This is a genomic window from Pseudomonas sp. UBA2684 (genome assembly GCA_002354655.1).
Taxonomy (GTDB): Bacteria; Pseudomonadota; Gammaproteobacteria; order Pseudomonadales; family Pseudomonadaceae; genus Aquipseudomonas.
Genome location: DELY01000048.1, coordinates 126,010 through 147,444 on the forward strand (window position 1 = coordinate 126,010; position 21,435 = coordinate 147,444).

Sequence of the window (21,435 nt, forward strand, 5' to 3'; positions counted from 1 at the left end):
CAAAATGCTGCCGCAGCCAGGCTGTAGGCTTGGCCTTTTTCCAGCGGATACAAGCTGTTACTGTACCGGACAAGAAGCCCAAAAGCCGCCACGGATCGGATCTTTCACTTGATACGTCCCCTCCTCTCGCTGTTCCTCAGCCTGGCCATCGGCTTTCCCGCTTCGGCGGCCCTTCGCGAAAGCCACGGCTATGCCCAATTTGGTGCACTCAAGTACCCCGCCAGCTTTACCCACTTCGACTGGGTGAACCCCGACGCCCCCAAAGGCGGTACCCAGCGGATCATGGCCGCAGGCACCTTCGACACGCTCAATCCTTACACCTTCAAAGGCACAAGCCCGGTTTCCACAGCCAACTTCCTGCAGTACGGAGTCACCGAGCTGAACGAACCGCTGATGGCCGGTACGGGCCAGTACGACCCCTCGGGCGATGAACCTGCCTCGAGTTACGGACTAATCGCCCAGTCGGTGGAATACAGCGAGGATCGCAGTTGGGTTGTGTTCAACTTGCGCCCGCAAGCACGCTTCCATGACGGCAAGCCGATTACCGCCTACGACGTGGCCTTCTCCTATCGCCTGCTGCGCAAAGAGGGCCATCCGCAATACCGCACCAACCTGCAAGAAGTTAAACGCGTCGATATCCTCAACCGCCACCGCATTCGCTTCGTCTTCAAGCGCTCGGGTAATCCGCTGCTGATCTTGCGCCTGGGTGAATTGCCGGTGCTGCCACAGCACTACTGGAAAGGTCGCGACTTTAAAGCCACCACCTTCGAACCGCCACTGGGCAGCGGCCCTTACCGCATTACTCAGGTCACGCCTGGGCGTAGCCTGACGTTCGAGCGTGTGCGCGACTGGTGGGGCGAGGAGCTGCCGGTCAATCGCGGCAAGTACAACTTCGACCGCGTCGAGGTGGAGTTCTACCGCGACAGCCATGTCGCCTTCGAGGCGTTCAAGGCAGGAGAGTTCGACTTCTATATCGAACAGCAGGCCAAGAACTGGGCCAACGGTTACCGCTTCCCTGCCGTGACCCGTGGCGAGGTGATTCGCGCGGAAATCCCGCACCAGATCCCCACGCAAACCCAGGCATTGTTCATGAACAGCCGGCGCGCGGCCTTTGCCGACCGGCAAGTGCGCGAAGCCCTGGGACTGATGTTCGACTTCGAGTGGACCAACCGTGCACTGTTCAACAACTCCTACACGCGGGCCCGGAGCTACTACCCCAACAGCGAGTTCTCCGCCACCGGCAAGCCAGAAGGCGCCGAATGGCTGCTGCTCTCGCCCTACCGCAAACAATTGCCCGCGCGGCTGTTCACCGAGCCCTTCGAGATACCGCAAACCGATGGTCGTGGCATCCCGCGGGAAACCTTACGCCGCGCCCTCGGTCTATTGGCCGATGCCGGCTGGAAGCCATCCGGGCAGCGCCTGCTGAATAACCAGGGACAAGCCCTGAGTTTCGAAATTCTGCTGGTCAACCCGAACCTCGAACGGATTCTGCAACCCTTTACCGAAAACCTCGCCAGCATTGGCATACAGGCCAACCTGCGCACGGTTGACCGCGCGCAATACAAGCAACGCCTGGACCAATTCGACTTCGACATGATTTTGCTGACCTTGCCGCAAACCTTGAGCCCGGGCCTGGAGCAATGGCTGTACTTCCACTCCAGCCAGGCCAAAACCAAGGGCGGCAAGAACTACGCGGGGATTACCCATCCGGTGATCGACCAGTTGCTCGACAAACTGCTCTCGGCGAAAACCCGCGACGAGCAGATTGCCGCAACCCGCGCCCTCGACCGGGTTCTGCTCTGGCAGCACTACACCATTCCAAACTGGTACATCAATTATCACCGCCTGGCGTACCGCAACCAGTTCGCCTTCGTCACCACGCCACCCTATACCTTGGGGCTGCGCACCTGGTGGCTGAAACCCACGGAGAACGCTCGATGATGCGTCCACTGCGCTCGTTTCTGCTGCACGGCAGCGGCATTTTGTTACTGGGCTTGGCCAGCATGTCCCACGCTGCGCCCAAACATGCTCTGACCCTGTACGGCGAACCGCCGAAATACCCCGCCAACTATCAACACTTCGACTATGTGAACCCGGACGCCCCCAAAGGTGGCACCTTCCGCCAAGCTGGATTTGGCGGGTTCGACAGCCTCAACCCGTTTATCAACAAGGGTGTAGCGGCCGACGATATCGGCTTGATTTACGACACCCTGACCCGTCATAGCCTGGACGAGCCTTTTACCGAATACGGCCTGCTTGCCGAAAAAATCGAGAAAGCCGCCGACGCCTCCTGGGTGCGTTTTTACCTGCGCCCGCAAGCGCGCTTTCATGACGGCCAGCCAGTGACCGCCGAAGACGTCAAATTCACCTTCGACACCCTGATGAGCCAGGGCGCCCCGATGTACCGCGGCTACTACGCCGACGTCGAGCGGGTCGAAGTGGAAGGGCCACGCAAGGTGCGCTTCGTTTTCAAGCATGCTGGCAACCGTGAGTTGCCGCTGATTCTCGGGCAATTGCCGGTGCTGCCGAAACACTGGTGGGCCGAGCGCGATTTCAGCAAAGGCAACCTGGACATTCCGCTGGGCAGCGGCCCCTACAAAGTCGCCGAGGTCAAAGCCGGTCGCTCGATCCGCTACGAGCGGGTCACGGACTGGTGGGGCAAGGACCTGCCGGTCAATCGCGGGTTCTACAACTTCGATACCATGCAGATCGACTACTACCGCGACAACACCGTCGCCCTGCAAGCCTTGAAAGCCGGGCAATTCGACTATTGGCTGGAAACCAGTGCGAAGAACTGGGCCACGGCCTACGACAGCCCGGCAGTCGCCAATGGCCAACTGATCAAGGAAGAGATCGAAAACCATAACCCCACCGGCATGCAGGGCTTTATTTTCAACACCCGCCGGCCGCTGTTCCAGGATCGCCGGGTGCGCGAAGCGCTCGGCCTGCTGTTCGATTTCGAATGGGCCAACAAACAACTGTTCAACGGTGCCTACACGCGTACTCGCAGCTATTTCGACAACTCCGAGCTGGCGTCCAGCGGTTTGCCCAGTGCCGACGAACTGAAGATCCTCGAACCGTTGCGCAGCAGCATTGCGCCACAGGTATTCAGCGATGAGTACCGTGTACCGCTCACCGACGGCAGCGGCATCATCCGTGAACAGCAGCGCCGTGCGTACCAACTGCTCCAGGAAGCCGGCTGGCGCATCGACGGCGACAAGATGCTCGACGCAACAGGTAAACCGGTCAGTTTCGAGTTTCTGCTGGCGCAAACCGAGTTCGAGCGTGTGCTGCTGCCGTTCAAACGCAACCTGGCCGACCTCGGCATGGAACTGGTGATCCGCCGGGTCGATGTCTCGCAATACATCAATCGCCTGCGCTCGCGGGATTTCGACCTGATCGTCGGCGGTTTCGGCCAATCCAATTCGCCAGGCAACGAACAACGCGAGTATTGGCACTCCAGCAGCGCCGACAACCCCGGCAGCCGCAACTTTATCGGCTTGAAAGACCCGGCCATCGATCAACTGGTCGAAGGCTTGATCAACGCCGACTCGCGACAAAGCCTGATCGCCTACACCCGCGCCCTTGATCGCGTGCTGCTCTGGGGCCATTACGTGATTCCCAACTGGCACATCAAAACCTGGCGCGTGGCGTACTGGAATCGCTTCGAACATCCGAAGGTCACCCCGCAGTACGACATCGGCTTGAATACCTGGTGGGTGCGCGAGCAGCCGCAAGAACCCGCCGCCAGCGCCGCCGAAGCGGCGAGCGCGGAGCAATAACATGCTGGCGTATATCTTTCGTCGCCTGTTACTGATCATTCCCACCCTGTTCGGCATTCTGCTGATCAACTTCATCATCATCCAGGCCGCACCCGGCGGCCCGGTGGAGCAGATGATCGCCAAGCTGGAAGGTTTCGAAGGGGCCACCAGCCGCATCGCCGGCGGTGGCGCCGAAGTGGCGGTGGCCGGCTCCAATTACCGCGGCGCGCAAGGGCTCGACCCGGAGCTGGTGGCCGAGATCGAACGCATGTACGGCTTCGACAAGTCGGCCCCGGAACGCTTCTGGATCATGTTGAAGAGCTATGCCCAGCTCGACTTCGGCGAGAGTTTCTTTCGCGATGCCAAGGTGATCGACCTGATCATCGAAAAAATGCCGGTGTCGATCTCGCTCGGCCTGTGGAGCACCTTGATCATGTACCTGGTGTCGATTCCCCTGGGCATCGCCAAGGCCACGCGGCACGGCAGCGCATTCGACGTCTGGACCAGCTCGGCGATCATCGTCGGCTACGCAATTCCGGCCTTTCTGTTTGCCATCCTGCTGATCGTTCTGTTCGCCGGCGGCAGCTACTTCGACTGGTTCCCACTGCGCGGCCTGAGCTCGAACAACTTCGATGAGCTGAGTTTCACCGGCAAGCTGCTCGACTATTTCTGGCACCTGGCCCTGCCGGTAACAGCACTGGTGATCGGCAACTTCGCCACCCTGACCCTGCTGACCAAGAACAGCTTCCTCGACGAAATCAACAAACAGTACGTGACCACCGCCCGCGCCAAGGGCCTGAGCAACAACCGTGTGCTTTACGGCCATGTATTCCGCAACGCCATGCTGCTGATCATCGCCGGTTTTCCAGCGGCCTTCATCGGCATCTTCTTCACCGGTTCGCTGCTGATCGAGGTGATCTTCTCCCTCGACGGCCTTGGCCTGATGAGCTTCGAGGCGGCGATCAACCGTGACTACCCGGTGGTCTTCGGTACCCTGTTCATCTTCACCTTATTGGGATTGGTCGTGAAACTGATCGGCGACATCACCTACACCCTGGTCGATCCGCGCATCGACTTCGAAAGCCGGGAGGGTTGAGATGGCATTTTCTCCGCTTAACCAACGGCGTTTCGAGCGATTCAAAGCCCACAAGCGCGGCTGGTGGTCGCTGTGGATTTTCCTCGCGCTGTTTATTCTGACCCTCGGTGCAGAGCTGATCGCCAACGATAAACCACTGCTCGTGCAGTACGACGGCGAGTGGTATGCACCGGTGCTCAAGCGCTACCCGGAAACCACCTTCGGTGGCGAGTTTCCGCTGCAAGCCAATTACAAAAGTCCGTACATCCAGGAGCTGATCGCGAAGAAGGACGGCTGGATGCTCTGGCCGCCGATTCCCTTCAGCTACTCCAGCATCAATTACGACCTGCAAGTCCCAGCACCGGCACCGCCCTCCTCGGTCAACTGGCTGGGCACCGATGACCAGGGGCGTGATGTGCTGGCACGGGTGATCTACGGCTTCCGTATTTCGGTGCTGTTCGCCCTGATCCTCACCGTACTCAGCTCGATCATCGGCGTGTTCGCCGGTGCTCTGCAGGGCTTTTATGGTGGCTGGGTCGACTTGGTCGGGCAGCGCTTCCTGGAAGTCTGGTCGGGCCTGCCGGTGTTGTACCTGCTGATCATTCTCGCCAGCTTCGTGCAGCCGAACTTCTGGTGGCTGCTCGGCATCATGCTGCTCTTTTCCTGGATGAGCCTGGTCGATGTGGTGCGCGCGGAATTCCTCCGGGGGCGCAACCTCGAATACGTGCGCGCGGCCCGCGCCCTGGGCATGCAAAACGGCGCCATCATGTTCCGCCATATCTTGCCCAACGCCATGGTCTCGACCATGACCTTTATGCCATTCATCCTCACCGGCGCCATTGGCACCCTCACCGCGCTGGATTTCCTCGGCTTCGGCCTGCCGCCAGGTGCGCCTTCGCTGGGTGAGTTGGTCGCCCAGGGCAAATCCAATCTGCAAGCGCCCTGGTTGGGCATCAGCGCCTTTGCCGTGTTGGCGATCATGCTCAGCCTGCTGGTGTTTATCGGCGAAGCCGCGCGCGATGCCTTCGACCCAAGGAAATAAGATGACCGACGCCGATACCCTTATCGAAGTTCGCGACCTGACTGTCGAGTTCGTCAGTGGCGACCTGAAGCACCGCGTGGTCGAGCGCGTCAGTTTCGACATCAAGCGTGGCGAGACCCTGGCTTTGGTCGGCGAAAGCGGCTCCGGCAAATCGGTGACCGCGCACTCGATCCTGCGTTTGCTGCCCTACCCGCTGGCTCAGCACCCGAGCGGCAGCATCCGCTATGCCGGCGAAGACCTGCTCAAGCTGAATGAGAAAAAGCTCCGCAGCATTCGTGGCAACCGCATCGCCATGGTCTTCCAAGAACCGATGACCTCGCTCAACCCGCTGCACAGCATCGAAAAGCAGGTTAATGAAGTATTGGCGCTGCACAAAGGGCTGCGCGGCAAAGCCGCCACAGCCCGCACCCTGGAGCTGCTGGAACTGGTCGGCATCCCCGAACCGCACAAGCGCCTCAAGGCCTATCCGCATGAGCTGTCGGGCGGCCAACGGCAACGGGTGATGATCGCCATGGCCTTGGCCAACGAGCCGGAGTTGCTGATCGCAGACGAACCGACCACCGCGCTGGACGTCACCGTACAGCTGAAAATCCTCGAACTGCTCAAGGATTTACAGGCACGCCTGGGCATGGCCTTGTTGCTGATCAGCCACGATCTCAACCTGGTTCGACGAATTGCGCACCGCGTATGTGTCATGCAGCGCGGACAGATCGTCGAACAAGCGTCGTGTGAAGAGCTGTTCCATGCGCCGCAGCATCCTTATACCCAGGAGCTGCTCGGTGCCGAGCCCAGCGGCGAACCGGTGGCTAACCCCGCCGGCGCGCCACTCTTGGAAATCGACGACCTGCGGGTGTGGTTCCCGATCAAAAAAGGGTTGCTGCGACGCACGGTCGATTATGTGAAAGCGGTGGACGGTATCAACTTCAGCCTGCCCCAGGGCCAAACCCTGGGTATCGTCGGCGAAAGCGGTTCCGGTAAATCCACCCTTGGCTTGGCGATCCTGCGACTGCTGGGCAGCCAAGGCGCCATCCGCTTTCAGGGCCAGGCGCTAAACGGGTTGTCACAGCAGCAGGTGCGCCCGCTACGCCGACAGATGCAGGTGGTGTTTCAGGACCCGTTCGGCAGCCTGAGCCCGCGGATGTCGGTGAGCATGATTGTCGGCGAAGGCCTGCGCATTCACCGCATGGGTACCGAGGCGGAGCAGGAACAAGCGATCATCGACGCGCTTTTGGAGGTAGGCCTGGATCCGGAAACCCGGCATCGCTACCCCCACGAGTTTTCCGGCGGGCAGCGGCAGCGGATTGCCATTGCCCGTGCATTGGTGCTGAAACCGGCGCTGATACTGTTGGACGAGCCGACCTCGGCACTCGACCGGACAGTCCAGCGCCAAGTGGTGGAGTTACTGCGCTCGTTGCAGGCCAAGTACAACCTGACCTACCTGTTCATCAGCCATGACCTGGCGGTGGTTCGGGCGCTGAGCCACCAACTGATGGTGGTCAAGCAGGGCCAGGTGGTCGAACAAGGTCCGGCGGACGCGATCTTCGCCGCACCGCAGCACATTTATACGCAGCAGTTGCTGGAGGCCGCTTTCATGGCACCAACAACCGCTACTAATCCTTGATCTAGGAAGAGGAAGAGCACACATGGGTTTTCTAAGCGGTAAGCGCGTACTGATCGTTGGCGTCGCCAGCAAACTGTCCATCGCCTCAGGCATCGCCGCGGCCATGCACCGCGAAGGCGCCGAACTGGCCTTTACCTATCAGAACGAAAAACTCAAAGGTCGCGTCGAAGAGTTCGCCGCCGGCTGGGGCTCGAGTGCAGAACTGTGCTTCCCTTGCGATGTAGCCAGCGATGAAGAGATCGCCAAGGTCTTCGCAGAGCTGAGCAAAAAATGGGATGGGCTGGACTGCATCGTTCACTCCGTAGGCTTTGCCCCTGGCGACCAACTGAACGGCGACTTTACCGAAGTCACCACCCGCGAAGGCTTCCGTATTGCCCACGACATCAGCGCCTACAGCTTCGTCGCCTTGGCTAAAGCCGGCCGCGAGATGATGAAGGGCCGCAACGGCAGCCTGCTGACCCTGTCCTACCTGGGCGCCGAACGCACCATGCCCAACTACAACGTCATGGGCATGGCCAAAGCCAGCCTGGAAGCAGGCGTTCGTTATCTGGCCGGCAGCCTCGGCCCGGAAGGCACTCGCGTCAACGCCGTGTCTGCCGGCCCGATTCGCACTCTCGCCGCGTCCGGCATCAAGAGCTTCCGCAAAATGCTGGCAGCCAACGAAGCGCAGACACCGATGCGCCGTAACGTGACCATTGACGAAGTCGGCAACGCCGGCGCCTTCCTCTGCTCCGACCTCGCCTCCGGCATCAGCGGCGAGATCATGTACGTTGATGGCGGTTTCAACACGACGGCCATGGGCGCCATCGAAGAGTGACAGCTAAACGTTGAAAAAAGGCCGCTTGAAGCGGCCTTTTTTATATTCGCAGGTATCAGAAACGCTCGATATCCGCTTTAGTTTCCAGCTGCTTACGGAACGCCGCAAAGTCTTGCTGACCACTGCGCGAGGCGAGGAAACGGCTATACATGGCCTTCTCTTCGTCCGTCAGCGGATCTTTCTGCTCGCTTACCCCGTTCAGCCGGACGATTACAAAATCGCCATTGGCCAGACTGAGACCTGCGAAGTTCGGCTTATCGGTCGCTGTCGGCTTGGGCATGCGGAATAAGGCCTGCAGCACGGCAGGCTCAAGGCCTTCCTGGCTGCGGGTTGCCGCTTCGACCACTTGCCAGGCCTGCGCCTGATCAACTGGCGTTTGCACGTCGCGCAGATCGCTCAGCAGCTCTTCACCCTTGGCCTTCACAGCTTCGCTAGCGCGAACCTGAGTCAACTGAGCACGAATGCTATCGGCAACCTGCTCAAGTGGCAGTTGTTCCGGCTTCTTGTGCTCCTTGACGCGCACCACCACCACGCTATTCGGATCAAGCTCAATGGCCCCGCTGTTGCTGCCGTCCTCCAGCACCTCAGCACTGAACGCCGCCTGGATGACCTGCCGATTAGCCGTCAAGCCCTCACCACCCTCACGACCGAAAGCCGCACTGGTTTTGACCACGAGGCCAAGCTCCTGCGCTGGCTGTGCCAGGTCGGACGCTTCGAACGCAGCATCCTCGAGCTGTTTCGTCACCTCGACAAAACGCTGCTCGACCTGCTGGGTTTTCAACTCGCGCTCCAGCTTATCCTTTAGGCTGGCGAGGCTTGGCACTTCAGGCGCCTGCACCCCCAACAACTTGATCAGGTGCCAACCGAACTCGCTACGTACCGGCGCGGAGACTTCACTGTCGCGCAGAGCATACAAAGCGTCCTCAAAGGCCGGGTCATAGACACCAGGACCGGCATAACCCAGGTCGCCACCGTTGGCCGCCGAACCGGGATCGTCAGAGAACTCTTTAGCCAACGCAGCGAAATCTTCGCCTTGCTGCAAACGCTTTTGCACATCGTCGATCTTCGCTTTGGCTTGCTCATCGCTCAGCGAATCACTCACCTCAACCAGAATGTGTGCCGCTTGGCGCTGTTCGGCCAAATTGGCGATTTCATTCTCATAGGCGCTCTGCAGGTCCTCGTCAGTCACCTCGACCTGATCGAAGAACGCATCCTTGTTCAACTCGACGTATTCCAGCACTACCTGCTCAGGGCTCATAAACTCAGCCGCCTTCGCGTTGTAGTAGGCCTTGATATCGTCATCGCTCAGCTGCACAGCCTTACTGTCAGCCTGCAACGTCAAGGTAGCGAAATCGCGAGTCTGTTTTTCCAGCCGCGCAAAAGCCGAGACCTCGGCATCGGTGACAAAGCCACTGCCTGCCAAACCAGCCCGCAATTGACCGATCAGCATTTCCTGCTCAAGCATTTGCCGGAATTGCAGGCGGTCATAACCAAGCTGGCGAATTACCTGATCGAAACGGTCGGCGTTGAACTTGCCGTCTACAAGGAATTCCGGTGTTTGCAGAATCAGTTGATCGAGCGCCGGCTGAGAAAATGAGAACTTGGCATCGGCGGCGCCTTGTAACAGCAAGGTACGTTCGATGAGGCTGTTCAGCGCAGCGTCGCGCAGCAATTTCTCATCCAACAAGGACGCATCGAAATCTTGACCGAGCTGCTGTAACAGCTGACGGCGCTGCATCTCGACCGCTTGGCTAAGATCGTTCGAACCGATCTTTTCGCCGTTCACCTCGGCGGCATTCTGGCTGTTGCTGGTACCTGTGAAAATGGCTTCGACACCGGTCAGCGCCAACAGCGCGACGATGATGCCAATAATGGTTTTGGCAATCCAACCTTGTGAATTGTCCCTGATGTTCTGCAGCATGCGTCCCCCAGAACGACTGTACAAAATAAGCAGCCGTGCAGTGTGGGTAAAATCCGGATAGAAGAAAGGCGCATCCGAGGATGCGCCTTCTCGTAACTGGCGGAGCGGACGGGACTCGAACCCGCGACCCCCGGCGTGACAGGCCGGTATTCTAACCGGCTGAACTACCGCTCCGCGGCCAGATCAGGGATGAAGCTGATCTGGAGGGCAAGGCTCGAAGGACGCTTAGTTAACGGCGTCTTTCAGAGCTTTACCGGCTTTGAAGCCTGGGATCTTGGCAGCAGCGATGCTGATCGGCTTGCCAGTTTGCGGGTTGCGGCCAGTGCGAGCAGCACGCTCTTTAACAGCAAAAGTACCGAAACCAACCAGTACGACGGAGTCACCAGCCTTGAGGGCGCCAGTGACGGATTCAATCACTGCGTCCAGCGCGCGGCCAGCAACAGCTTTCGGGATATCAGCAGATGCAGCGATAGCATCGATCAGTTCCGACTTGTTCACTCTAAGTCCCCTTAATTTCTGTTGAGTTTGTTTCTTGATTTTTAGTGTAAGCAAAAGCGGGTGCTGGAAGGCCTGCCGACACAATAAGAGCCGCTTTATAACAAGGGCTCTAAAATTGTGTCAAGGAAGCCCCCCGGCTAATGCGTGCTAATTCGCTCCTTGGAATCAGACTCGCGCTTGTCATCCTTTGCAACCAACTCCGGAGCCGCATCGGGCAAGGGCTCCGGGGCGTATTGCAGCGCAATTTGCAGGACCTCGTCAATCCATTTAACCGGTTTAATCTGCAGGTCCTGCTTAATATTTTCCGGAATTTCTTTCAAATCGCGCACATTCTCTTCAGGAATGATCACGGTCTTGATTCCACCCCGGTGGGCTGCCAGTAGTTTTTCTTTTAAACCACCGATCGCCAACACTTGGCCACGCAGAGTGATTTCCCCGGTCATGGCGACATCCGCCCGCACCGGTATCTGCGTCAATGCCGATACAAGCGCCGTACACATACCTACGCCCGCGCTAGGGCCGTCTTTAGGGGTCGCCCCCTCCGGCATATGGATATGGATGTCACGCTTCTCGTAGAAGTCCAGCGGCACGCCTAGGCTCCTCGCTCGACTACGCACCACGGTCAGCGCGGCGGTGATCGACTCAACCATCACATCGCCCAGCGAGCCCGTCTTGATCAACTGCCCCTTGCCGGGTACGACTGCGGCCTCGATGGTCAGCAGCTCCCCGCCTACCTGCGTCCACGCCAGACCGGTCACCTGGCCGATCTGGTCCTGCTGCTCCGCCAAGCCATAACGATGTTTGCGCACGCCCAGGAAGTGCTCCAGCGCCTCGGCCGTGACCAACACATGAAAGCGTTTCTCGCGGGCGTGCTCTTTCACGGCCTTGCGACAAACCTTGGCAATCTGCCGCTCAAGGCTACGTACACCTGCTTCACGGGTGTAGTAGCGAATAATGTCGCGGATTGCCGCCGCCTCGAATTCCAGCTCGCCTTTTTTCAGGCCGTTGGCCTGAATCTGTTTCGGCGCCAGGTACTTGATAGCGATATTGACCTTCTCGTCTTCCGTATAGCCAGGTAGACGAATCACCTCCATACGATCCAGCAGAGGCGCCGGAATATTCATGGAGTTGGCAGTACAAAGGAACATCACATCGGAAAGGTCGTAATCGACTTCCAGGTAATGGTCGTTGAAATTGTGGTTCTGCTCAGGATCGAGCACTTCAAGCAGCGCGGAAGCTGGATCACCGCGCATGTCCTGCCCCATCTTGTCGATTTCATCGAGCAGGAACAGTGGGTTACGTACGCCCACCTTGGTCATTTTTTGGATCAAGCGGCCAGGCATAGAGCCAATATAGGTACGCCGATGCCCGCGAATCTCGGCTTCGTCGCGGACCCCGCCGAGGGCCATGCGCACGAACTTGCGGTTGGTTGCATTGGCGATGGATTCAGCCAGCGAGGTTTTACCAACCCCCGGCGGCCCGACCAGGCACAGCACCGGCCCCTTGATCTTCTTCACTCGTTTTTGTACGGCGAGGTACTCAAGGATGCGCTCTTTAACCTCGTCGAGGCCATAGTGATCGGCATCCAGAATCGCTTCGGCACGTGCTAGATCGAGACGCACCTTGCTTTGCGCTTTCCATGGCACGTTCACCAGCCAGTCGATATAGGAACGCACCACAGTGGCTTCGGCCGACATCGGCGACATCTGCTTGAGCTTGTTCAGCTCTGCCTGTGCCTTGGCATGAGCTTCCTTGGTCAGCCCAGCGTTCTCGATGCGCTTTTTCAGCTCATCCAGTTCGTTATGCCCTTCGTCGATATCGCCCAGCTCTTTCTGAATGGCCTTCATCTGCTCATTCAGGTAGTACTCGCGCTGACTGCGCTCCATCTGCTTCTTGACGCGACCACGAATACGTTTTTCGACCTGCAACAGATCGATTTCAGCATCCAACAAGGCAAGCACATGCTCGACACGCGCCGACAAGTCGGTGATTTCCAGGATTTCCTGCTTCTGCTCGATTTTCAGCGCCATGTGGGCGGCCATGGTATCGACCAGACGGCTTGGCTCATCGATGCTATTGAGCGAGGACAATACTTCTGCTGGGACTTTTTTACCCAGTTGCACGTATTGCTCGAATTGGCTGAGCAGGCTGCGGGTAAAAACCTCGGACTCGCGCTCAGCGACATCGACCTCGTCGAGCAACTGCACGTCGGCGCGGCAATGGCCGTCAACCTCGATAAAAAGCTCGACTTCGCCACGCTGCTCACCTTCGACGAGTACCTTGACGGTACCGTCCGGCAGCTTCAGCAACTGCAGCACCGTGGCGACAGTGCCAACCCGGTAGAGCCCCTCTTCACTTGGGTCATCGTCGGCAGGGTTTTTCTGGGCAAGTAGCAGAATCTGCTTCTCGCCGGTCATCGCCGCTTCCAACGCTTCGATGGATTTCTCACGCCCCACAAACAGCGGGATGACCATGTGCGGATAGACCACGACATCGCGCAACGGCAGGAGAGGCAATTCGATGGTTGTCTTCATGATTTCAGCTCTACGGCGGCCATACGGCCGTAAACAGACGGGATTACCCTTGGCCCTAAGATGGGGGTAGCCCAAGCAAAAAACAAGCGTTACCACTGGAAAAGCAAAGGGGCCCGAAGGCCCCTTGCTTTCAACATGTAACAGATGCATTTACGCGTCAGGCGCAGCTTTTGCCGGCGGCTCGCTGTTCTCATAAATCAACAATGGCTGGGATGAGCCGTCGATAACGCTCTCATCGATAACCACCTTGCTGACTTCGGATTGCGAGGGAATCTCGTACATGGTGTCGAGCAGAATCCCCTCAAGGATCGAGCGCAACCCACGCGCGCCAGTCTTACGCTCCAAGGCCTTGCGCGCCACAGACTTCAAAGCGTCTGGACGGAACTCCAGATCGACGCCCTCCATCTCGAACAGCTTGGCGTACTGCTTGGTCAGGGCATTTTTCGGCTCGGTCAGAATCTGCATCAAGGCGACTTCATCCAGCTCATCAAGAGTCGCAATGACCGGTAAACGGCCGACGAACTCAGGAATAAGGCCAAACTTCACCAGATCGTCAGGCTCGACTGCACGCAGTGATTCGCCGACTTTCTTACCTTCTTCCTTACTGCGTACCTCGGCATTGAAACCGATACCGCCTTTGGTCGAGCGGCCCTGGATGACTTTCTCCAGACCAGAGAACGCGCCACCGCAGATGAACAGAATATTGCGCGTATCCACTTGTAGGAATTCCTGCTGCGGATGCTTGCGCCCACCCTGCGGTGGAACCGAAGCCACGGTGCCTTCGATCAGTTTCAACAACGCCTGCTGCACGCCTTCGCCCGATACGTCGCGAGTAATCGACGGGTTATCGGATTTACGCGAAATCTTATCGATTTCGTCGATATAGACGATACCCATCTGGGCTTTTTCTACGTCGTAATCGCACTTCTGCAACAGCTTCTGAATGATGTTCTCGACATCCTCACCCACATAACCGGCTTCGGTCAGCGTAGTGGCATCGGCGATGGTGAACGGCACATTGAGCAAGCGCGCCAGGGTTTCGGCTAGCAGGGTTTTACCCGAACCAGTCGGCCCGATTAGCAAAATATTGCTCTTACCCAGCTCGACATCGTCTTTCTTGTCGCGCTGATTGAGACGCTTGTAGTGGTTGTATACAGCCACCGCCAAGACTTTCTTCGCACGCTCCTGACCGATCACATACTGATCGAGGATGGTGCTGATTTCCTTGGGCGCAGGTAGCTTGTGCGCACTGCTCTCGGCCTGGGCTTCCTGCACCTCCTCACGGATGATGTCGTTGCACAGGTCGACGCACTCGTCGCAGATAAAGACCGAGGGGCCGGCAATCAATTTGCGCACTTCATGCTGGCTTTTGCCGCAGAAGGAGCAATAAAGCAACTTGCCGTTGTCCTCGCCGTTGCGGGTGTCAGTCATTCGATCAATCCAATACGGTAGGCTTAAAACACAAGATGAAGGCAAATGCGGGCATTTTCAAGCCCGCACGGCGACCGAGAGAGCCCGACCGAATCATACAGATAGGGCTCAGCCCGTTATCTGACGCTGGGTCAGCACCTGATCGATCAGACGATAATTCACCGCCTCTTCGCCACTCATGAAGCGGTCACGATCAGTGTCACGCGCAATCACATCGATCGGCTGACCCGTGTGGTTTGCCAGAATCTGATTCAAACGTTCACGGATGAACAGGATTTCCCGGGCATGGATCTCAATATCCGAGGCCTGCCCTTGGAAACCGCCCAATGGCTGGTGAATCATCATGCGCGAATGCGGCAGGCAATAACGCTTGCCGGCAGCGCCGCCAGCCAGAAGCAAGGCACCCATACTGCAGGCTTGACCGATACAGATGGTCGACACATCGGGCTTGATGAACTGCATGGTGTCATAGATCGACATACCGGCGGTTACCGAACCGCCCGGCGAGTTGATATACAAATGAATATCTTTGTCCGGGTTTTCCGCCTCGAGGAACAGCAACTGAGCGGCGACCAGGTTGGCCATGTAGTCTTCGACAGGCCCGATCAGAAAAATCACCCGCTCCTTCAAGAGGCGCGAATAGATGTCATAGGCGCGCTCACCGCGGGCCGATTGCTCGATAACCATCGGCACTAAGCCGCCAGCGGCTTGGATGTCGGGCATTTGCTGGGTAAAAGGATTGCGGGACATTTCTTGCACTCGCTCCCTAAATAGTCATGTCTCAAATACGCATAAGCCAGCACGGAGGCTGGCTTATGGTGTGCTCGAACGAGGTAAGGAAATCAGTCGGCTTGCGGAGCTTCTACCGGCTTGACAGCTTCTTCGTAAGAGACCGTTTTATCGGTCACATTGGCCTTCTGCAAAACAGTATCTACAACTTGCTCTTCCAGCACAACCGAACGTACTTCGTTCATTTGCTGGTCGTTTTTGTAGTACCAGGCAACCACTTGCGCAGGCTCTTGATAAGCCGAAGCCATTTCCTGGATTAGCTCACGCACGCGGGCGTCATCCGGCTTCAACTCGAACTGCTTGACCACTTCCGCAACGATCAAACCTAGCACTACGCGACGCTTGGCCTGTTCTTCGAACAGCTCGGCCGGCAATTGATCGGGCTTGATGTTGCCACCGAACTGCTGCACAGCTTGAACGCGCAGACGATTGACTTCATTACCGATCAGCGATTTCGGTACTTCAATCGGGTTGGCAGCCAGCAAACCTTCCATCACCTGGTTCTTGACCTTGGACTTGATGGCTTGGCGCAGCTCGCGCTCCATATTCTTGCGCACTTCAGCACGGAAGCCTTCCAGGCCGGTGTCTTTGATGCCGAACAGGGCGAAGAACTCGTCATTCAGCTCCGGCAGTTGCGGGGCGGAAATGCTGTTAACGGTAACCGTGAACTCAGCCGTTTTACCCGCCAAGTCCAGATTCTGGTAATCGGCCGGGAACGTCGGGTTGATCACGCGCTCTTCACCGGCTTTCACGCCAACCAGAGCATCTTCGAAGCCAGGGATCATGCGGCCGGAGCCGAGAACCAGCTGAGTGCCCTTGGCTGCGCCGCCGGCAAATGCTTCGCCGTCAATCTTGCCGAGGAAATCGATGTTCAGTTGGTCGCCAACTTCAGCAGCACGCTCAACGGTTTCGAAGCGTGTGTTCTGCTTGCGCAGGATTTCCAGCATGTTGTCCAGGTCGGCATCAGCCACATCGGCTTGCAGACGCTCGATCGCGATGGATTCGAAACCGGTCACCTGGAACTCGGGGAATACTTCGAAAGTGGCGACGTATTCCAGGTCTTTGCCCTTCTCGAAGGTTTTCGGCTCAACGGCCGGAGAACCTGCCGGATTGAGCTTCTGCTCAACGACGGCTTCATAGAAGGTGGCCTGGATCAGGTCGCCCAGAGCTTCCTGACGGGCAGTGTCTTCATAGCGCTGACGGATAACGCTCATCGGCACCTTGCCAGGACGGAAGCCAGGAACCTTGGCACGACGGGCAGTCTGCTGCAGACGCTTGTTGACTTCAGTCTCGATGCGTTCGACGGGAACGCCGACGGTCATGCGACGCTCAAGAGCAGAAGTATTTTCAACAGAAACTTGCATGAATAATCCTCGTTGCACAGACATAAGCCGGCCGCTTACCGGCCCCTAATCAAGGGCATGCATTCTAGAGGGTCAATTTGCAGAAGTCACCCTAGATGCAAGCGGCAAACGGGAGGGAGCTAAAAGATGGTGCGGACGGAGAGACTCGAACTCTCACGCCTTGCGGCGCTGGAACCTAAATCCAGTGTGTCTACCAATTCCACCACGTCCGCGTGGTAAGGCTTTTCAAACAAAAACGCCAGGCTTTAAGGGCCTGGCGCTTTGGAATATGGGGTGGACGAAGGGGATCGAACCCTCGACACCAGGAGCCACAATCCTGTGCTCTACCAACTGAGCTACGCCCACCATATTGCATTTACTTGTGCCAAAGCTGCCAAATGGCACGCCCGGCAGGACTCGAACCTGCGACCATCCGCTTAGAAGGCGGATGCTCTATCCAGCTGAGCTACGGGCGCCTATCCATCTGCAAGCGCAGACTTAAAGCTTTCGGCGTAAGCGCTGCCCCAGGGGCTTTGCTTCTGCCGTCTTACCCAGCGACTGGCTGTGCTCGACAAGCGGGGCGAATGTTATAGAGGCACTCACAGGCCGTCAACACCAAACGCAAAAAAAATTCAGTTATATAAAGGGGTTACGCGAAAACCCCAGCTCGCGCCTTTGCCCCACCGCATCGCCATGCGAGAATGCGCGTCCTTTTTCTACCCTTTCTTAATGGTTAACCAAGCGCAATGACCGCACAACTGATCGACGGCAAAGCGATCGCCGCCAGCCTCCGCCAGCAGATCGCTCAACGTGTCGCCGAGCGACGCCAACAAGGCCTGCGCGCCCCTGGCCTGGCGGTGATCCTGGTTGGCAGCGACCCAGCCTCTCAAGTCTACGTCTCGCACAAGCGCAAAGACTGCGAAGAAGTCGGCTTTGTTTCCCAGGCTTATGACCTGTCAGCCAGCACCAGCCAAGCCGAACTGCTGGCACTGATCGACCGCCTGAACGAGGAGCCGACTATCGACGGCATCCTCGTACAGCTGCCGCTGCCGGAACATCTGGATGCTTCTTTATTACTGGAGCGCATTCGCCCGGATAAAGATGTCGACGGTTTTCACCCCTACAACATCGGCCGTCTGGCACAGCGCATGCCGCTGCTGCGCCCGTGTACGCCGAAAGGCATCATGACCTTGCTGCAAAGCACCGGTGTCGACCTCTATGGCCTGCACGCGGTGGTGGTGGGCGCGTCCAATATCGTCGGACGGCCAATGGCCATGGAACTGCTGCTCGCAGGCTGCACCGTGACCGTGACCCATCGCTTTACCAAGGACCTGGCCAGCCATGTCGGCAATGCCGATCTGGTCGTGGTCGCTGCGGGCAAGCCGGGGCTGGTCAAGGGCGAGTGGATCAAGGAAGGCGCGATCGTCATCGACGTCGGCATCAATCGCCAGGACGACGGCAAGCTGATCGGCGATGTGGTGTATGAAACTGCCCTGCCCCGCGCTGGCTGGATTACCCCAGTTCCCGGCGGCGTCGGCCCAATGACCCGGGCTTGCCTGCTGGAAAACACCCTGCACGCCGCCGAGCATCTGCACGACTGACAGCAGCGTTGTTCTGAACTGAAAAAACGGCACCCTGGGGTGCCGTTTTTTATGCTGAAAGCGGTGGGCTGACAGGCTAGTCGCGCGCTTGCTCCCAGGATTTCAGCAGTTCGTCGTAGTTGATGGTTTCACCCTTGGGCTTCTCGTTGGCCAGTTTCGGCTTAGGCGCGCCCGGTTGATCCAACCAGTATTGCGGATCACGCGGCTCATTCAGCTTTGGCCCGCACTCGCCTAGCACACCGGAACGCTCCAGCCGCCCAAGCATGGTGTCTTGCGCCGCCGCGAGGCCATCCAGAGCTTCTTGCGGAGTCTTGTCGCCACTGGCCGCTTCGGCGATGAATTGCCACCACAGCTGTGCCAAGCGCGGATAGTCCGGCACATTGGTGCCGGTCGGCGTCCACTGAACGCGCGCCGGACTGCGGTAGAACTCAACCAGGCCGCCAAGTTTAGGCGCCACATCGGTCATGGCCTGCGAGTTGATGTCCGATTCACGAATCGGCGTCAGGCCCACCAGGGTCTTTTTCAGCGACACAGTTTTCGAGGTGACGAACTGTGCATACAGCCAGGCCGCCAACCGCTGTTTCTCCGGGGTGGACTTGAGGAAGGTCCAGGAACCGGTGTCCTGATAACCGAGCTTCATGCCCTCTTCCCAATACGGCCCTTTCGGCGAGGGCGCCATGCGCCATTTCGGCGTGCCATCTTCGTTGACCACCGGCAGGCCCGGCTTGGTCATGTCGGCGGTAAAGGCGGTGTACCAGAAGATCTGCTGCGCGATGCTGCCCTGGGCCGGGACCGGGCCGGCCTCCGAGAAAGTCATGCCCTGGGCTTCAGGCGGTGCGTATTGTCGCATCCAATCGACGTATTTCTGCGTCGCATAGACAGCCGCCGGGCCATTGGTATCGCCACCGCGCGCGACGCTGGAGCCGACCGGGCGGCAGCCGTCGACGCGAATGCCCCACTCGTCCACCGGCAAACCGTTGGGCAACCCTTTGTCACCGCCACCGGCCATGGAGAACCAGGCATCGGTGAAGCGCCACCCCAGCGAGGGGTCCTTCTTGCCGTAATCCATGTGCCCATAGATGCGCTGACCGTCGATTTCCTTGACCTTCTCGGAGAAGAATTCGGCGATATCTTCATAGGCCGACCAATTGACCGGCACGCCCAGCTCGTAGCCGTAAATCGCCTTGAACTTGGCTTTCAGTTCCGGGCGCTCGAACCAATCGGCGCGGAACCAATAAAGGTTGGCGAACTGCTGGTCGGGTAGCTGATAGAGCTTGCCGTCTGGCCCGGTGGTGAAGGAAATACCGATGAAGTCCTCAAGGTCGAGGGTCGGCGAGGTCACATCCTTGCCTTCCCCGGCCATCATGTCGCTGATCGCCACTGCCTTGCCGTAGCGGAAGTGCGTGCCGATCAGGTCCGAGTCATTGATATAGCCGTCGTAGATGTTCTTGTCCGACTGCATCTGGGTCTGCAGCTTCTCGACCACATCGCCTTCCTGCATCAGGTCGTGCTTGAGCTTGATCCCGGTGATTTCGCTGAACGCCTTAGCCAGCACCTTGGACTCGTACTCGTGGGTGGCGATGGTTTCCGAGGCAACGCTGATATTCATGCCACGAAACGGCTCGGCGGCCTTGATAAACCATTTCAGCTCTTCAAGCTGCTGCTCCGGCGTCAGGGTCGAGGGGTTGAACTCGGCGGCGATCCATTTTTTCGCCGCCTCCTCGTAGGCATCCGCCCAGGCAGCGCCGCTTAATCCGGACAACGCCAGCAAGGCGGCCAACGCCATGCTATGTCGGGTTTTGTTGTTATTGTCGAACATAGAGACCTCCATCTCAGGGTTTAGGGCGAGGCGAACCGATTCATCGTTGCTGCTGCCCACAGGTTTGGCGGCAACCACGCAAGGCAGACCGATTCAGCCCCAACGCATCACTGCAACCAGCCACAACACGGACAGCGCCGAGGCTATCCAGATACTCCAATCGGTCGTCCCTACCACCAGCAAATGCAGGTAGGCACTGCCGAGCAGACCGATAAACAGCCGATCGCCGCGGGTGGTGCTGATCGGCAAAAAACCTTTGCGCTCGACGCACGGCGAGCGCAGTTCCCACACCGTCATCCCCACCAGCAGCGCGGCGATGCTGCCAAAGAACACCGCGGTGGGTAGAGTCCAGGCCATCCAATCCATCGTCTTTGCTCCTTACACCCGGCCCAAGGCAAAGCCCTTGGCCACATGGTTGCGAACGAACCAGATCACCAGCATCCCTGGCAGGATAGTCAGCACACCGGCAGCCGCCAGCACGCCCCAATCGATGCCGGAGGCCGACACCGTTCGGGTCATTACTGCGGCGATAGGCTTGGCATCCACCGAGGTCAACGTGCGCGCCAGCAGCAGTTCGACCCAGGAGAACATGAAGCAGAAAAACGCCGTCACGCCGATGCCTGAGCCAATCAGCGGGATGAAAATCTTCACGAAGAACTTGGGAAAGCTGTAACCGTCGATATACGCCGTCTCGTCGATTTCCTTCGGCACCCCGGACATGAAGCCCTCGAGAATCCACACCGCCAGTGGCACGTTGAACAGGCAATGGGCCAGCGCCACGGCGATGTGCGTGTCGAACAAACCGATCGAGGAATACAGCTGGAAAAACGGCAGCAGGAACACCGCTGGCGGCGCCATGCGGTTGGTCAACAGCCAGAAGAACAGGTGTTTGTCGCCGAGGAAGCGGTAGCGCGAGAACGCATACGCTGCCGGCAGCGCGACGGTCAGCGAGATCACGGTATTCAGGCTGACGTAATACAGCGAATTGAGATAACCCTCATACCAGCTCGGATCGGTGAAGATCACCTGGTAATTAGCCAAGGTGAAACTCTCCGGCCACAGGCTCAGGCCGCCGAGAATCTCGGTATTGCTCTTGAACGACATGTTCAGCAACCAGTAAATCGGCACCAGCAGGAACAGGATATACAGCACCAGCAGCACTTTTTTACGCAACATAATGGCC

Annotated in this window: 16 protein-coding genes and 4 tRNA genes; 7 read left to right on the forward strand and 13 right to left on the reverse strand. The window is 58.3% G+C overall.

Annotated features, from left to right (window positions below):
* Positions 1–111 precede the first annotated feature (111 nt).
* From B3M58_RS17060 to fabI, 6 genes are read left to right on the forward strand one after another with little or no spacing between them, the layout of a single operon-like run.
* Positions 112–1,941 carry an extracellular solute-binding protein gene (locus B3M58_RS17060; RefSeq protein ID WP_296221049.1) on the forward strand — a complete coding sequence of 610 codons (1,830 nt, stop codon included), beginning with the start codon at positions 112–114 and terminating at the stop codon, positions 1,939–1,941.
* Positions 1,938–3,782, forward strand: a complete 1,845-nt coding sequence (locus B3M58_RS17065; protein ID WP_296220891.1) for an extracellular solute-binding protein — start codon at positions 1,938–1,940, stop codon at positions 3,780–3,782. Before B3M58_RS17060 ends, B3M58_RS17065 begins: the two co-directional genes overlap by 4 nt.
* A gap of 1 nt (position 3,783) precedes the next feature.
* Positions 3,784–4,857 (forward strand): microcin C ABC transporter permease YejB, encoded by a 1,074-nt coding sequence (locus B3M58_RS17070; protein ID WP_296220893.1) that lies wholly within the window; start codon positions 3,784–3,786, stop codon positions 4,855–4,857.
* Between the two features lies 1 nt (position 4,858).
* Entirely contained in the window at positions 4,859–5,878 is a 1,020-nt protein-coding gene (locus B3M58_RS17075) for an ABC transporter permease (protein WP_296220895.1), read from the forward strand.
* 1 nt (position 5,879) lies between these two features.
* Entirely contained in the window at positions 5,880–7,499 is a 1,620-nt protein-coding gene (locus B3M58_RS17080) for an ABC transporter ATP-binding protein (RefSeq protein ID WP_296220896.1), read from the forward strand.
* A gap of 22 nt (positions 7,500–7,521) precedes the next feature.
* The gene (fabI, locus tag B3M58_RS17085) at positions 7,522–8,316 is read left to right on the forward strand and encodes an enoyl-ACP reductase FabI (protein WP_296220897.1); all 795 of its coding nucleotides are present in this window, start codon (positions 7,522–7,524) and stop codon (positions 8,314–8,316) included.
* Positions 8,317–8,371: 55 nt separating this feature from the next.
* Here the strand turns inward: fabI and B3M58_RS17090 are convergent, their stop codons facing one another.
* The 10 genes from B3M58_RS17090 to B3M58_RS17135 all read right to left on the reverse strand — a co-directional run bounded on the left by B3M58_RS17090 (position 8,372) and on the right by B3M58_RS17135 (position 17,308).
* Positions 8,372–10,237, reverse strand: a complete 1,866-nt coding sequence (locus B3M58_RS17090) for a SurA N-terminal domain-containing protein (RefSeq protein ID WP_296220899.1) — start codon at positions 10,235–10,237, stop codon at positions 8,372–8,374.
* 97 nt (positions 10,238–10,334) lie between these two features.
* A tRNA-Asp gene (locus B3M58_RS17095) sits at positions 10,335–10,411 on the reverse strand.
* 51 nt (positions 10,412–10,462) lie between these two features.
* A complete protein-coding gene (hupB, locus tag B3M58_RS17100; RefSeq protein WP_003239952.1) occupies positions 10,463–10,735 on the reverse strand; it encodes a nucleoid-associated protein HU-beta in 273 nt (90 codons plus the stop codon).
* A 137-nt stretch (positions 10,736–10,872) separates the two neighbouring features.
* Positions 10,873–13,269 (reverse strand): endopeptidase La, encoded by a 2,397-nt coding sequence (gene lon / locus B3M58_RS17105; RefSeq protein WP_296220914.1) that lies wholly within the window; start codon positions 13,267–13,269, stop codon positions 10,873–10,875.
* Between the two features lie 150 nt (positions 13,270–13,419).
* Positions 13,420–14,700, reverse strand: a complete 1,281-nt coding sequence (gene clpX, locus B3M58_RS17110; RefSeq protein ID WP_296220915.1) for an ATP-dependent Clp protease ATP-binding subunit ClpX — start codon at positions 14,698–14,700, stop codon at positions 13,420–13,422.
* Between the two features lie 108 nt (positions 14,701–14,808).
* Positions 14,809–15,450: an ATP-dependent Clp endopeptidase proteolytic subunit ClpP gene (gene clpP, locus B3M58_RS17115; protein ID WP_296221051.1), complete on the reverse strand. Its 642-nt coding sequence runs from the start codon at positions 15,448–15,450 to the stop codon at positions 14,809–14,811.
* A 92-nt stretch (positions 15,451–15,542) separates the two neighbouring features.
* Positions 15,543–16,853: a trigger factor gene (gene tig, locus B3M58_RS17120; protein WP_296220917.1), complete on the reverse strand. Its 1,311-nt coding sequence runs from the start codon at positions 16,851–16,853 to the stop codon at positions 15,543–15,545.
* A 127-nt stretch (positions 16,854–16,980) separates the two neighbouring features.
* A tRNA-Leu gene (locus B3M58_RS17125) sits at positions 16,981–17,065 on the reverse strand.
* 57 nt (positions 17,066–17,122) lie between these two features.
* Positions 17,123–17,198 (reverse strand) — tRNA-His (locus tag B3M58_RS17130).
* A 33-nt stretch (positions 17,199–17,231) separates the two neighbouring features.
* Positions 17,232–17,308, reverse strand: a tRNA-Arg gene (locus B3M58_RS17135).
* A gap of 270 nt (positions 17,309–17,578) precedes the next feature.
* Here B3M58_RS17135 and folD point away from each other — a divergent pair.
* On the forward strand, positions 17,579–18,433 hold the full coding sequence (gene folD / locus B3M58_RS17140) for a bifunctional methylenetetrahydrofolate dehydrogenase/methenyltetrahydrofolate cyclohydrolase FolD (protein ID WP_296220919.1): 855 nt from the start codon (positions 17,579–17,581) through the stop codon (positions 18,431–18,433).
* A 76-nt stretch (positions 18,434–18,509) separates the two neighbouring features.
* On the opposite strand, the gene B3M58_RS17145 is transcribed toward folD, so the two are convergent.
* From B3M58_RS17145 to B3M58_RS17155, 3 genes are all read right to left on the reverse strand, one after another.
* On the reverse strand, positions 18,510–20,252 hold the full coding sequence (locus tag B3M58_RS17145; RefSeq protein WP_296220920.1) for an extracellular solute-binding protein: 1,743 nt from the start codon (positions 20,250–20,252) through the stop codon (positions 18,510–18,512).
* A gap of 93 nt (positions 20,253–20,345) precedes the next feature.
* The gene (locus B3M58_RS17150; protein ID WP_296220921.1) at positions 20,346–20,618 is read right to left on the reverse strand and encodes a DUF2160 domain-containing protein; all 273 of its coding nucleotides are present in this window, start codon (positions 20,616–20,618) and stop codon (positions 20,346–20,348) included.
* A gap of 12 nt (positions 20,619–20,630) precedes the next feature.
* Positions 20,631–21,428, reverse strand: coding sequence for a carbohydrate ABC transporter permease (locus tag B3M58_RS17155; protein ID WP_414704104.1), 798 nt, complete (start codon positions 21,426–21,428; stop codon positions 20,631–20,633).
* Positions 21,429–21,435 lie beyond the last annotated feature (7 nt).